13 protein-coding genes are annotated in these 12,949 nt (G+C 61.9%); 6 read left to right on the forward strand and 7 right to left on the reverse strand.

The genetic code is table 11. The annotated features are described in order from the left end of the window. Window positions 1-11 precede the first annotated feature (11 nt). Genes PAF18_RS12385 through PAF18_RS12415 form a run of 7 tightly spaced genes read right to left on the reverse strand, consistent with a single transcriptional unit; the run spans window position 12 to window position 6,883 of the window. On the reverse strand, window positions 12-773 hold the full coding sequence (locus PAF18_RS12385) for an enoyl-CoA hydratase/isomerase family protein (RefSeq protein WP_271116015.1): 762 nt from the start codon (window positions 771-773) through the stop codon (window positions 12-14). Beyond that, window positions 770-1,633: a MaoC/PaaZ C-terminal domain-containing protein gene (locus PAF18_RS12390; protein ID WP_271116016.1), complete on the reverse strand. Its 864-nt coding sequence runs from the start codon at window positions 1,631-1,633 to the stop codon at window positions 770-772. Before PAF18_RS12390 ends, PAF18_RS12385 begins: the two co-directional genes overlap by 4 nt. Next, window positions 1,623-3,743, reverse strand: coding sequence for an acetate--CoA ligase family protein (locus tag PAF18_RS12395; RefSeq protein WP_271116017.1), 2,121 nt, complete (start codon window positions 3,741-3,743; stop codon window positions 1,623-1,625). Before PAF18_RS12395 ends, PAF18_RS12390 begins: the two co-directional genes overlap by 11 nt. Beyond that, a complete protein-coding gene (locus PAF18_RS12400; RefSeq protein ID WP_271116018.1) occupies window positions 3,740-4,894 on the reverse strand; it encodes a thiolase family protein in 1,155 nt (384 codons plus the stop codon). The genes PAF18_RS12395 and PAF18_RS12400 overlap by 4 nt, the downstream gene beginning before the upstream one ends. After that, on the reverse strand, window positions 4,891-5,271 hold the full coding sequence (locus PAF18_RS12405) for a Zn-ribbon domain-containing OB-fold protein (protein ID WP_271116019.1): 381 nt from the start codon (window positions 5,269-5,271) through the stop codon (window positions 4,891-4,893). The genes PAF18_RS12400 and PAF18_RS12405 overlap by 4 nt, the downstream gene beginning before the upstream one ends. Continuing rightward, complete coding sequence (locus tag PAF18_RS12410; RefSeq protein ID WP_271116020.1) at window positions 5,268-5,714, reverse strand: PaaI family thioesterase; 447 nt, start codon at window positions 5,712-5,714, stop codon at window positions 5,268-5,270. The genes PAF18_RS12405 and PAF18_RS12410 overlap by 4 nt, the downstream gene beginning before the upstream one ends. A gap of 2 nt (window positions 5,715-5,716) precedes the next feature. Beyond that, window positions 5,717-6,883: an acyl-CoA dehydrogenase family protein gene (locus PAF18_RS12415; RefSeq protein ID WP_271116021.1), complete on the reverse strand. Its 1,167-nt coding sequence runs from the start codon at window positions 6,881-6,883 to the stop codon at window positions 5,717-5,719. Window positions 6,884-6,975: 92 nt separating this feature from the next. On the opposite strand from PAF18_RS12415, the gene PAF18_RS12420 reads away from it, so the two are divergent. The 6 genes from PAF18_RS12420 (at window position 6,976) to PAF18_RS12445 (ending at window position 12,839) form a co-directional block, all read left to right on the forward strand. Further along, window positions 6,976-7,776 carry an IclR family transcriptional regulator gene (locus PAF18_RS12420; RefSeq protein ID WP_271116022.1) on the forward strand — a complete coding sequence of 267 codons (801 nt, stop codon included), beginning with the start codon at window positions 6,976-6,978 and terminating at the stop codon, window positions 7,774-7,776. 14 nt (window positions 7,777-7,790) lie between these two features. Then, the gene (locus PAF18_RS12425) at window positions 7,791-8,711 is read left to right on the forward strand and encodes an SDR family oxidoreductase (protein ID WP_271116023.1); all 921 of its coding nucleotides are present in this window, start codon (window positions 7,791-7,793) and stop codon (window positions 8,709-8,711) included. 207 nt (window positions 8,712-8,918) lie between these two features. After that, window positions 8,919-10,082, forward strand: a complete 1,164-nt coding sequence (locus tag PAF18_RS12430) for an acyl-CoA dehydrogenase family protein (RefSeq protein WP_271118128.1) — start codon at window positions 8,919-8,921, stop codon at window positions 10,080-10,082. Beyond that, on the forward strand, window positions 10,082-11,191 hold the full coding sequence (locus PAF18_RS12435) for a CaiB/BaiF CoA transferase family protein (protein WP_271116024.1): 1,110 nt from the start codon (window positions 10,082-10,084) through the stop codon (window positions 11,189-11,191). The genes PAF18_RS12430 and PAF18_RS12435 overlap by 1 nt, the downstream gene beginning before the upstream one ends. After that, on the forward strand, window positions 11,179-12,042 hold the full coding sequence (locus PAF18_RS12440; RefSeq protein WP_271116025.1) for an HTD2 family dehydratase: 864 nt from the start codon (window positions 11,179-11,181) through the stop codon (window positions 12,040-12,042). The genes PAF18_RS12435 and PAF18_RS12440 overlap by 13 nt, the downstream gene beginning before the upstream one ends. After that, a complete protein-coding gene (locus PAF18_RS12445; protein WP_271116026.1) occupies window positions 12,036-12,839 on the forward strand; it encodes an HpcH/HpaI aldolase/citrate lyase family protein in 804 nt (267 codons plus the stop codon). The genes PAF18_RS12440 and PAF18_RS12445 overlap by 7 nt, the downstream gene beginning before the upstream one ends. Window positions 12,840-12,949: the final 110 nt, after the last annotated feature.

The following is a 12,949-nucleotide window of genomic DNA, read 5'->3' on the forward strand; positions in this document are numbered from 1 at the left end:
GCCGTCCGGCATCAGCGCCCCCCGAACAGCGGAGCTCTTTTTTCGGCAAAGGCGGCGCGACCTTCGGCGGCGTCGGCGCTGTTCAGCAAGATCGGTTGAACCGATTGTTCGTAATCAAGCGCTTCGGAAATATCGCGCGCAAACCAGTCGATGATGAACTGGCGCGGCATGGCAGCGCCCTCGGCCTCGTCAAGCGCCCTCTGGCCTGCGATGGCTACAGCCTCGCCAGGTGCGGCCAGCTCATCTGCAAGGCCCAGCTCTAGCGCTTCATGTGCTTCGACGACCCGGTTGCTAAGCAAAAGCCGCCTCGCCCGCGCAGGACCGACGCGGGCGGGCAAGGTGGATAGAAGGCCCATATCCGGGATCAGTCCGATCCGCGTGAAACTGGCCACGAAGCGCGCATCCTCCGCCATCACCACCGAAGGACAGGCCAGCGCGAGCGCAAAGCCACCCCCCGCAGCCCAGCCCTCGACGGCGGCAACCAGAGGTTTGGAAAATCGGGACAGGCGGGTCACGAGATCCCGTATCGCCGCAAATCTTTCGCGATGTTCAGCCAGGCTGCGCTCTGCCTGGTCACGAATGTCGCCGCCTGCCGAGAAATGCCCGCCGGACCCGGTCAGGACAACCGCGCGCACCGTTTCGTCAGCCTCGGCCCGGGACAGCGCGGCGGTCAACTCCAGACGTTGCGCATGGCCGATGGGATTTCGGCGCGCCGGCTCATTCAGCGAGATGACACACAGCCCCTTGTCCAGAAGTTCTGTCTGAACGCTCATGCCTCGGTCCTGTATTGGAAGCGGCCATTGCCGATAACCATCTTGTCTCGCTCGACAGCGATGGTTCGGAACGAGCCGTCATCCCAGATCTCGGTCCTGAGGGTTTCGCCCGGGAACACATGAGCGGTGAAGCGCGCATCCATGGCGCCGAAGCGCTCGGCATCGTAATCGCACATCACCGCAAGAAGTGCGTGAGCGGCAAGGCCAAAGCTGCACAGACCGTGGAGAATTGGCCGCTCGAACCCTGCGGCGTCAGCCGCGCGCGGGTCGAGATGCAGCGGGTTGGGATCGCCGTTCCAGCGATAGAGCAGCGCCTGCTCGGGCCGTGTCGGGGTGTCGAAGACATGTGAAGGCGCGGAATCGGGCAGTTGATGCGCGCGTTTGGTTGGGCCTGTCGGGCCGCCGAACCCGCCATCGCCGCGAAGGAAGGTCGTACCGCGGCAGGTGGCCAGAAGCGCCCCGTTATCTTCGTCATGCACCTGCTTTTCATAGTACAGCAGCGCGCCTTTGCCTTCGCCCTTGTCGACCAATCCGGTGACGCGGGTTTTCGCGACAATGGTGGCCTCGGGCGGGATGGTCTGATGGATGGTCATGCCTTGCTCGCCATGAACCAGACGAACCGCATCCACCCCGGTTTCGGGACGGGCCAGCCAAAATCCCGGATGGCCGAGCACATTCACGATGGCAGGCATGACGCGGCGGTCGTCTTTCAGCGCGTCGAGATAGGCAAGCTGCCGCATGTCGAGCGGGTCCTGCCCTAGGCCGACGCTCAACCCGTATCGCGCGACCTCGGCAGCGCCATAGCTCTGCCGTATTTCCGGAATGTCGAAATTCAACAGATGATCGTAATCAATCGCCATCGGAACCCATCCCTTCCCGCTGCAACTCGATGACCGCATCCAGAGCGAATGCGCCCTGCCCATCAGGCATTGCCAGAACCGGATTGAGATCAACCGAAACAAGGCGTTCGCCCGCACCGGCCGCAAAGACCGACAGCCGCGACAGCATTTGCGCCAGCGCGCCGATATCGACCGGGGCTGCGCCGCGCGCGCCCTGCAGGATCGCGGCGGCGCGGATCGACAGGATCATCTCTTTCGCGGTTTCAGGATCGAACGGGCAGGCCCGCAGAGCCACGTCGTTCAGAAGCTCCACAAAAATGCCGCCCAGACCAAACACCGCCACCGGGCCAAATGTCGGGTCGCGATTGATCCCCATCAGGCATTCTACACCGCCAGATAACTGCCGTGCCACGAGCACGCCTGTCACGGTGGCGCCCGGCGCCCTCGTCGCCGCCGCATCGAGGATTTCGGCATAGGCCGTCCGAACCTCATCAGCGCTTTGGATGTTCAGCTTCACCGCCCCGATATCCGATTTATGGAGGATATCCGGCGACAGGATCTTCAACACGACCGGATAGCCAAGGCCATCCGCCGCCGTGACCGCCTCATCGGCGTCGTTTACGGTGCGCTCGGGCGCGGCCTCGATCCCGACGCTGGCCAGAATGGCCTTCGCCTCGGCTTCATCCGGGCTTTCTGCGGGCAAGTCGACCGAAGCTATGTCGGGCAGGGCCGGGCGACCGCCCTGAGCGTCGTCCGAGCCGATCCTCAGCACAGCGTCCAATGCCCGCACCGCCCGGCAGGGATCGCTGAAGATGAGGATTCCGGCGTCGTCGTAACGGCGCAAGACCTCAGAGGGGCCAAGGGCGCAGAACGCGATGATCCGGTCGGGATATGCGGCGCGTAGCGGCTTTACTGCCTTCAGGATCGTGTCCGCCATCGCCGCGCTCCCCGCGACATAGGTGAGGAAGCACAGAACCGCCCCGTATCCTCCATCCTCCAGCGCGGCACGCGTGAACTGCTCTAGCAAGGACGGATCGTTCAGCGCCTGCGCCGTGCAGTCGAGCGGATTGACGGGCGAGGCATAGGGTAGAACGTTCTTCAGCCGCGCCTGTGCCTCGTCGGGCATCGCCGGCATGGGCAGGCCGGTCCTTTCCGCCTCATCGCTGGCAACGATACCGGCACCCCCGCTGACCGTAATCACCCCCAGCGAATGTCGCGAGGGAAATATTCCCTTCGACGCGGCATAGGCGATATCCATCATGGTTTCCGGATCGCGCAGAATGATTGCTCCGTGATCCGACAGCACCGCATCAGCCACCACGGCGTCGCCGGTCAACGATGCCGTATGCGAAGCGGCGGCGCGAGCCCCGACGGCGGAGCGGCCCGATTTGAGCGCCAGGACAGGCTTGCCCGCCGCCCTTGCGGCATCCAAGGCCGCGAGCAGTGCCTTTGCATCATTCACCGCCTCCATATAGGTGCAGATCACATCGATGCTCTGGCTGTCGGCCATCCACCGGATCGCCTCGGCGACGTTGATATCGGCCTCGTTCCCGGTTGTGATCAGGACTGAACAGCCCAGGCCGCGATCCCGCGCCAGTGCACCGAGATGAGCCCCGAACGCGCCCGACTGGCTGGCGATGCCAATATTCCCCGGCAGAGGGTGCCCGGTGTCCAGCGAGGATGAAAACGTGCCAAAATAGCCGATATCGACATTATAGACGCCCAGCGTGTTCGGCCCGAGAAGCCGCATTCCCAGACCCCGTGCCTTCGCGGCAAGATCACGCTGCGCCGCTTCGCCTTCGTTTCCGGTTTCGGCGAAGCCAGCGGAAAACAGCGTTGCCGCCCGGCAACCCTTGCGGCCCAACGCATCAATCGTCTCGGGGACGAGTTTTGCGGGCACGGCGATGAGCGCGGCGTCCGGCGTCTCGGGCAGATCGTTCACGCTGGCATAGCAAGGCAGCCCCTGCACGCTTTCCCGCCGGGGATTGACCGGCATGATATGCCCTGCATAACCCGCCCTCAACATCGCGGCGATCGGCCGCCCGCCGATCCGTGTGACGTCCTCCGATGCCCCGATCACAGCCACAGAGCGCGGCGAGATCAGTCGGTCGATATTTGGCGCGCTCGTCACAATACCGCCTCGGCACCAAGGATGGCCGTGCACTGGCTGGACAATGTGCCGCCGTTTCCGTGGCACAACGCCAGGTTGCAATCGGGGATCTGACGATCGCCAGCTTCACCGCGGATCTGGGCGACCGCTTCAGCGATCAGAAACAGCCCGTACATACCGGGATGCACGCAGGACAGCCCGCCGCCATTCGTGTTCACCGCCAGATCACCGCCCGACGCAATGCGCCCGTCCTGAACAAAGCGTCCGCCTTCTCCCTTGGGACAGAAGCCGAGATCTTCCAGGAACAGGATCGTGTTGATGGTGAAGGCATCGTAGAGCATGACCAAATCGATCTCATCGCGCGACACACCCGCCATTTCGAGCGCTCGCGGACCGCTCTCGGCGGCAGCGGTCTTGGTCAGATCCGGCATCGCGACGATCGAGCGGTGATAATTCGCCGCCCCACCACCAAGGAAATAGACCGGCTTCGCCGAAAGATCCTTGGCGCGGTCGGCGCGGACCAGCACACAGGCCGCCGCCCCGTCGGTCACAAGACAGCAATCGGCCTTGCTCAGCGGATCGGAAATCATGCGGGAAGACAGGACATCTTCCTTGGTCAGCGGCCCACGCGCGAAAGCCTCCGGATTAAGGTTGGCCCAACTGCGAGCGGCCAGCGCCACCTCGGCCAGATCCTCGCGCGTCGTGCCATACTCGGCCATATGGCGACTTGCCGCCAGCGCATAGGCCGTGATCGGATGGCGGGGACCGTAAGGCGTTTCATGCCATTGCGGTTCGCTCATCGAGACCAGCTTGCCGCCTGCGGTCCGCTGGTTGGAGCCATAGCAGACCAGTGCCGCTTCACAGAGCCCAGCCTGCAGCGCCAAGGTCGCCTGCAACAGATGCAGCTCGAAACTCGAACCGCCCACATTGGTGCTGTCGAAGAAACTCGGCCTCAGACCCAGATATTCGACCACGCTCATCGTCGGGAAAGCGTGGCTGCTGGTGGCGGCGAAGACGCCGTCGATATCCTGCAGCTTCAAACCGGCATCTGCCACAGCCTTGACTGCGGCCTGCCCCAGAAGCTCGATCGCCGTAAAGCCGGGTGCTTCACCGATGCCAGCGGTTGCCATTCCGACGATGGCGCTCTTACCCCTGATGTCCTGCCGACTCATGCCTCATCCTCTCCGATGGGATCGAAAACGACACGCGGACCATCGGCCCCGTCTTCGATCCGCGCCCTGACCTGCGATCCGATCGGCGCCGTTTCAACGTTGGGGAGCGTGGACATCATCCGCACTCCTTCATCGAGATCGATCAGCGCGACATTATACGAGCCGCTTCGGGACCGATTCACCGTGATGGCGTAGACAGTCCCGGTCCCCTGCGCTTCGATCCATTCAAGATCTGTGGCGCCGCTCCGCGTCGTGACGCGCGGCCAGAAGACACACTCGCCGGTGCTTGCGGAACGTTGGATCATGAAACGTCCTGCGGCCAGATGCGCCTCATACGCGGCTTGCGGCCCCAGCCTGTCGATATCGGTCCCACTCATCTTTTTTCCTCCTCCGCTTGGGGTCGGTCTTTCCACTGCATCAACATGTGAGTCTGTGTGGTCACACCGACTATCTTGCCGTCATCGCGCGTCATGGTGACTTGCAAAACCATCATGCTGCGCCCTGCATGTAGCGGCACACAGCGTGCCGTCAGCACTGCCCCAACTTTCACCGGACGCAGGAAATTCGTCTTTGCCTCGACCGTCGTGTTGGTGACCCCGCTCGGTGTATTTATGAACGCAGTCGTGCCCGCCGCCGTATCCGAGAGGGTCATCAGCGCACCGCCATGCAGCACCCCGTTTCGATTTCCCATATCCTCCGTGATCGTCATGCGACAGACGACTTCCTCTGGGGTGCAGGTCAGGATCTCGATGCCCAGAAAGTCCGAGAATCGCGATCTCGGCGGCATTTCGTCCAGCGAGCGGGCTGCGGGCCGGGTCACGATCAGCCCGCCCGCTGCGCCAGCGTGCGTCTTGCGATCACAAGCTGCTGTATCTGGCTCGTTCCTTCATAGATGCGCAGCAGCCGGATATCGCGATAGAGCCGTTCGATATCGTATTCGGCCATATAACCCGCGCCGCCGTGGACCTGCAAAGCGCGGTCAGCGATGCGGCCAGCAGCCTCGGTGCAGAAATATTTCGTGCAGGATGCCTCGAGGATCGCCTTGCCTTCACGGTCGAACGTATCGGCAGAGGCACGCACCAGCGCGCGCGCCGCATGGAGTTCGGCCTGACTGTCGGCCAGAAGCCCCTGCACCAGCTGATGTTCTCCGATGGGCTTGCCGAACTGCTTGCGCTCAAGCGCGTAATCCGTCGCGATGTCCAGCATTCGCTGGCTCTGCCCAACCGCCATGGCGCCGACATGGATCCGGCCACGATCCAGCACTTTCATCGCGGTGCGAAAGCCCTTGTTCAGCCGTTCCGGTCCGCCAAGGATCGCGCTTTCGGGAACGCGCACATCCTCGAAGATCACGTCCGAGGTCTTTGTGCCGCGCTGACCCATTTTCCGGTCGGCAGGCGCCACCGTGATCCCTGGGGTGTCGGCGGGGACGATAAAGGCGGACACGCCATCCGCCCCTGACTTATCAGGATCCGTGCGCGCAAAGACGGTAAAGACGCCGGCCCGCAGCGCGTTGGTAATGTAACGCTTGGTCCCGTTGATCACGAACGCGTCGCCATCGCGCCGCGCGGATGTCCGGATACCGCCCGCGTCCGATCCATTATCGGGCTCGGTCAGGGCAAAGGACGCGATCACATCGCCGCTGGCAATGCCAGGCAGCCATTGCCGCTTTTGCTCTTCCGTTCCGTCCATGACGATACCCTGAGAGCCGATTCCGACATTTGTCCCGATCAGAGACCGGAACGTCAGCGAGGCATAGCACAGCGTCTCGATCAGACGCGCTTCCTGCGGGACGTTCAGACCGATCCCGCCATACTCCTCTGGGGTGGACAGGCCGAACAGCCCCATCTCCTTCATCTCGGCAATGATTTCCTCGGGGATGTCATTTTCATCCTCGACCCTTCGCTCGGCGGGGATCAGTCGCTCCCGCGCGAATCGCTCTACCGTCGTCAGAAGCTGTTCGAAAACGTCACTGTCAACACCAACCGCCATTGCCATCCCTCCCATCGGTGCGTGCATTGTCGCGACTTGAATTAGCAGAATTATTCTGTATAGTAAATATCATTCTCTTGAGGGAATAATCGATGGGCGACCCCAACCATAAGCTTGTCCCGGCGGTTCAGAACGCGGTGCGCATCATGCGGTTGCTGGCCGCGGCCGGCCGTCCGATGGGCGCGACACAGATCGCGCGCGAGGCAGATCTGAACGTCTCATCGGCGTTCAACATCCTGCGCTCACTCAGCTATGAGGGACTTCTGAGCTTCAATCCGGACGACAAAACCTATCAGATCGGGATGGGTCTGATGGAATTCGCGGCACCGTTGCTGGGCGCAGGTTCATCCGATCTGCTGCGTCCAGCGCTGACCGAGATTGCCCAGAAGCACGGCGTGATGATCGCGCTGTGGCAGATCACCGTCGCGCATAGGATCGTGCTGACCGATAGTTTTGCTGCCCCGAACATCGTGCAGGCCATGATCCATCCGCATAGCCGCCTGCCGGTTTTTGCGGGCGCCGTCGGGCGCTGCTATGCGGCCAGGCTGAGGCTTGACGAAAAAGCGGCACGGAAGGGATATGAGAGTGTCCGCTGGCAGAATGCGCCGGGCTTTGCGGGCTATTGGCAGGATATTCTCGATGCGAGGGATACCGGTTTCGCCACCGATCGTGGCAATCTGTTTCGCGGTTTGGACATCGTCGCGGCCATTGCCAGCGATCCCACCGGAACGCCTCGGCTAGGTATCAGCAGCATTACCATCGCGGGTCAGAATGAAGACTCCGCCCTCGATCAGGTCGCGGCATCGCTGGTGAGCACGGCAGAACAGGTCGAGCGCTGCGTGCTTGGCGGGACCGTCAAAGCGGACCCTGCCCTTACACCCCCAACAACATAAAACGGAGCTGTTACATGTCTGATAGGAAACCTCTTGAAGGGAAGGTGCTGCTGATCACCGGCGCCGGCTGCGGCATTGGCCGCGCCATTGCGTTGGAGGCAGCCAACTCCGGCGCGGCGGTGGTTGTTAATGACATCGGCGCATCGCTGGAGGGAAAACGCGAATCCAGCTCTGCCGCAGATGAGGTCGTGGCAGAGATCGAAAGCACAGGCGGCAGGGCGGTCGCGAATGGCGATGACGTGTCGGATCCGGACGGCGCGCAGGCGATGGTCCGGCAGGCAAGCGATGCGTTCGGCCGCCTGGATGCGGTGGTCAATAACGCCGGCATTCTGCGCGACGGGTTCTTTCACAAGATGACCTATGAGAACTTCGATGCGGTGATCAAAGTGCATCTTTACGGCACATTCAATGTCAGCCGGGCGGCAGCCGACGTGATGCGCCAACAAGGCTCTGGCAGCCTGATCCATATGACATCGACCTCGGGTCTGATCGGCAACCTGGCGCAGGCGAATTATTCGGCAGCAAAGCTGGGCATCGCCGCGCTGTCGAAATCGCTCGCGCTCGACCTCCAGCGCTGGGGAATCCGCTCGAACTGCATCGCCCCCTTCGCATGGAGCCGCATGACATCTTCGATCAAGGTGGACAGCCCCGAACAGGAAGAACGTGTGAACAGGATGAAGGAGATGCGCCCCGAAAAGATCGCACCGGTCGCGCTTTATCTTGCCTCGGACGACGGTGCCGATGTCACGGGGCAGATCTTCGCGGTGCGCAACAACGAGATCTTCCTCATTTCGCAACCGCGGCCGGTCCGCTCGGTTCATCGCGGCGAAGGTTGGGACATCGACAGCGTGCGCAATCATGCCATCCCGTCGCTGCGGTCGAGCTTTCTTCCGCTGGACGTTTCAGCAGATGTGTTCAGCTGGGACCCTGTCTGATCCCGTAAATCCTTGGAAAACCCGATTATTGGCGGGCAGCCCGGCGACCGCGCTGCCCGCTCTGCCTCCGGCGCTTGAAATTTCTCCGCTTACCCATGCTTCAAAAGTATAGCTGAAAGTCCATTCAGATATTTGATAGATAGATGTGAGTCCCCCAATATGGTCGGCACCGCAGGACTGACGCGCGTGATGATTGGGGGAGAGGGCATGTACCGGCAAGACAGCGACCACTATCAGGATATTCGCGACGCGATCCGTGCACTTTGCGCGGAATTCCCCGATGAATATCACCGCCGCATCGACGAAGAGCGTGGCTATCCCGAAGAGTTCGTCGAGTCGCTGACACGCGCCGGCTGGATGGCAGCGCTGATCCCCGAAGAATATGGCGGCTCGGGTCTCGGCCTGACCGAGGCCAGCGTCATCATGGAAGAGATCAATCGCGCCGGCGGGAATTCGGGCGCCTGCCACGGCCAGATGTATAACATGAACACGCTTGTCCGGCATGGCTCCGAGGCGCAGAAACAGGATATCCTGCCGAAGCTCGCCTCGGGAGAGTTGCGGCTGCAATCCATGGGCGTGACCGAACCGACGACTGGCACCGACACCACGAAGATCAAGACCACGGCTGTGCGGAAAGGCGACCGTTACGTCATCAATGGCCAGAAGGTCTGGATAAGCCGGGTGCAGCATTCCGATCTGATGATCCTTCTGGCACGGACAACGCCGCTGTCCGAGGTCAAGAAGAAATCCGAAGGCATGTCGATCTTCCTCGTGGACATCAAGGCTGCCATGGAAAGCGGGATGGAGGTCAAGCCCATCGCCAATATGGTTAACCACGAAACGAACGAGTTGTTCTTCGATAATCTGGAGATCCCGGCAGAAAACCTTATTGGCGAAGAAGGTCAGGGGTTCAAATATATCCTGACCGGTCTGAACGCCGAGCGCACTCTGATTGCCGCTGAATGTATCGGTGATGGCTACTGGTTCACCGACCGGGTCGTGGATTATTCAAAGGAACGCGTGGTATTCGGTCGCCCCATCGGCCAGAATCAGGGGGTTCAGTTCCCGATCGCCGAAGCTTTCATCGAGGTCGAAGCTGCGAGCCTGATGCGTTGGGAAGCCTGCCGCCGCTACGATGCTGGTCAGCCCTGCGGGGCGCAAGCCAACATGGCGAAATATCTCGCCGCCAAGGCCAGCTGGGAGGCGGCGAATGCCTGCATCCAGTTTCATGGCGGCTTCGGTTTCGCCAATGAATATGATGTCGAGCGCAAGTTCCGCGAGACCCGGCTGTACCAGGTCGCGCCGATTTCGACCAATCTCATTCTCAGCTATGTGGCCGAACATATGCTGGGCTTGCCGAGGTCTTTCTGATGCGCCCTCTCGAAGGACTCACCGTTATTGCCATCGAGCAGGCGGTGGCCGCGCCCTTCACCAGTTCCCGGCTGGCCGATGCGGGCGCGCGGGTGATCAAGATAGAACGGCCCGAGGGCGATTTCGCACGCGGCTATGATGATGTGGCGCTCGGCCAATCCAGCTATTTCGTCTGGCTCAATCGGGGCAAGGAAAGCGTGACGCTGGATCTGCGCGATCCCGCGGATCAGGCGCAGCTCAAGGAATTGCTGGATGGCGCGGATGTGCTGATCCAGAACCTCAAGCGCGGCGCGCTTGCCCGGCTGGGTTTTGACTTCGACCGCCTGGCACGGGAATGGCCGCGGCTGATTACCTGTTCGATCACAGGCTATGGCGAGGACGGGCCAATGGCCGACCGCAAGGCTTATGACCTGCTGATTCAGGCGGAGTCGGGGCTGTGCTCGATCACCGGCGGCCCCGAAGAGCCGGCGCGAGTCGGAATCTCTATTGTCGACATCGCCACCGGTGCGACCGCCCATGCCGCCATCCTGGAGGCACTGATCCAGCGCGGCATCACTGGAAAAGGGGCTCAGATCTCCATCTCGATGTTCGATGTCATGGCGGACTGGCTTACCGTGCCGCTGCTGAATGCCGAAGCGGGCAAGCCGCCGCAACGGTTGGGCATGGCCCACCCCTCGATCGCGCCTTATGGCGTGTTCAGGACGAAAGACGACGAGGCGATCCTGATCTCGGTGCAGAGCGACCGGGAATGGCGCAAGCTTTGTGATTCCTTTCTGGGCCGGGCCGAGTTGGGCCGCGACCCGCGATTTGCCACCAATGTCGCACGTGTGGCCAACCGGTCCGAAACCGACGCGCTGATCGCGGACGGTTTTTCAAGACTGGATGCCGCTGAGGCAACGCAGGCTTTGTTGGCGGCGGATGTCGCTCTTGCCTCGGTCAGCGACATGGACACATTGTCGGCGCACCCTCATCTGCGCCGCGTGACGGTCGGGACGCCGAACGGACCAGTCAGCTATCCGGCGCCGGCCGCAAGGTTTGCGGACTCAGAGCGTCGCTATGGCCCTGTCCCTTCACTTAACAAGAGGGAGGATGATCCATGGACAGCGTAACAGAGAATGCGGGCAAGATCGACATCGACCATCTGCGTGGCTGGATCGGCAACGAGGAAAGCCTGACCGAGACCTTGACCTCTACCTTGGCCGCACGGCTCAATGCGACACTGGATCGCGATGCGTCATCTGACGCCGGACACGAGGCGCCGTTGATGATCCATCATTGCCTTTGCCAGCCAGCCCCGCCGACCGCGTCGCTCGGAGTCGACGGACATTCGACGCGTGGAGGGTTTTTGCCGCCGGTCAGCCTGCCGCGCAGGATGTGGGCCGGCGGCGCGCTAAGCTTTCATTCGCCGCTGAAGATCGGAGAAGACGTGACGCGCCGCTCGGTGGTTGACGATGTGGTCCTGAAACAAGGACAGGCGGGGCCGCTTTGCTTCGTTACGGTGACGCATCGGTTCAGTGCCTCGGGCCGCGCCATCCTGACCGAGCGGCAGGACATCGTCTATCTCGATGTCGCCCCACCCGGGAAGACGTCGACGCGACAGCGACCTGCCGCGACCCCCGGCGATGACAGGCGCGAGATAGCAGCCACGCCGGAACTGTTGTTTCGCTATTCAGCACTGACCTTTAATTCTCACCGCATCCACTACGACCAGCCCTACGCAACCGACGAAGAGGGCTATCCCGGCCTCGTCGTGCATGGGCCCCTGCAGGCGATGTTGCTGATCCAATACGCAGCCGAGCTGCGAAAGCGCGCGCCGGTCCGGTTCAGCTTCCGCAGCCTGAGCAGTCTTTTTGCCGGTGGCAGCTTCTTTCTGAACGCCTCCGAAGAGAGCGGGCGGCTCAAACTATGGACCGCCGGAAAGGAAGGGCCCGTCGCGATGGAAGCTTACGCGGAATGGTAGATATCGCGAACATTCGCGCCCCGCTTTTCGTGCCTGCCAACCGCCCTGACCGGTTCGGGAAGGCTGCCGCAACACAGGCTGATGCGGTGATACTCGATCTTGAAGACGCGGTCGCAGCAGACGAAAAAGACGCTGCGCGGGATCTGTTGCGATCTGACTTCACCGATAAGCCGGTCATCGTCAGGATCAATGCCTATGGAACGCGATGGCACGACGCCGATGTGGCAGCGGTGCGAAAAATGGCGATCTCTGCGGTGATATTGCCCAAGGCGCAGCATGTCGATTCGATCGCGGAAACCTGTCGCAGCCTTGGTGGACATGCGCCTGTGATGGCGCTGATCGAAACGGCTCTTGGACTGGCCAATTGCCGCCAGATCGCGTCCATCCCCGAAATCGGTCGGCTATTATTCGGCTCCATCGATTACTGCGCCGATCTCGGCTGTGATCACACCCGCGAGGCATTGCTGTCTGCGCGTTGCGAACTTGTTCTGGCTTCGCGCCTTACCGGTATCGTTGCCCCGCTGGACGGTGTTACCGCGCGTCTGGACGATACGGCGGAAACCCTTGACGACGCGCGCCATGCAAAGGCGCTGGGGATGGGCGGCAAGCTTTGCATCCACCCGAAGCAGGTGCCCGCCGTCTTCCGCGCCTATACCCCTTCGAATGATGAAATCACCTGGGCGCGGCGGGTTCTGGCGTCTGGCGACGGGGCCGTATCGATCGACGGCGCGATGATCGATGAGCCGGTTCGTCAGCGGGCGCGAGATATTCTTGGCCGGCTGCCAACAGATAACTGACTGTATCTGCCGCAACCCTCATCGACTGAGGGACGCGGACGGGCGCGGATGTTTTCCGAAGCAGTAGGCTCGACGTTCGGCTGATCCCTAGCCCATTCTTCGAGCGCTTC

It is taken from the genome of Paracoccus sediminicola (assembly GCF_027912835.1).
In the GTDB taxonomy this organism is placed as follows: Bacteria; Pseudomonadota; Alphaproteobacteria; order Rhodobacterales; family Rhodobacteraceae; genus Paracoccus; species Paracoccus sediminicola.

Bases quoted from the DNA above. Each gene is read 5' to 3' on its own strand.
- PAF18_RS12385 (WP_271116015.1), bottom strand. From the start codon at position 773: ATGAGCGTTCAGACAGAACTTCTGGACAAGGGGCTGTGTGTCATCTCG.
- PAF18_RS12390 (WP_271116016.1), bottom strand. From the start codon at position 1,633: ATGGCGATTGATTACGATCATCTGTTGAATTTCGACATTCCGGAAATA.
- PAF18_RS12400 (WP_271116018.1), bottom strand. From the start codon at position 4,894: ATGAGTCGGCAGGACATCAGGGGTAAGAGCGCCATCGTCGGAATGGCA.
- PAF18_RS12405 (WP_271116019.1), bottom strand. From the start codon at position 5,271: ATGAGTGGGACCGATATCGACAGGCTGGGGCCGCAAGCCGCGTATGAG.
- PAF18_RS12415 (WP_271116021.1), bottom strand. From the start codon at position 6,883: ATGGCGGTTGGTGTTGACAGTGACGTTTTCGAACAGCTTCTGACGACG.
- PAF18_RS12420 (WP_271116022.1), top strand. From the start codon at position 6,976: ATGGGCGACCCCAACCATAAGCTTGTCCCGGCGGTTCAGAACGCGGTG.
- PAF18_RS12425 (WP_271116023.1), top strand. From the start codon at position 7,791: ATGTCTGATAGGAAACCTCTTGAAGGGAAGGTGCTGCTGATCACCGGC.
- PAF18_RS12430 (WP_271118128.1), top strand. From the start codon at position 8,919: ATGTACCGGCAAGACAGCGACCACTATCAGGATATTCGCGACGCGATC.
- PAF18_RS12435 (WP_271116024.1), top strand. From the start codon at position 10,082: ATGCGCCCTCTCGAAGGACTCACCGTTATTGCCATCGAGCAGGCGGTG.
- PAF18_RS12440 (WP_271116025.1), top strand. From the start codon at position 11,179: ATGGACAGCGTAACAGAGAATGCGGGCAAGATCGACATCGACCATCTG.
- PAF18_RS12445 (WP_271116026.1), top strand. From the start codon at position 12,036: ATGGTAGATATCGCGAACATTCGCGCCCCGCTTTTCGTGCCTGCCAAC.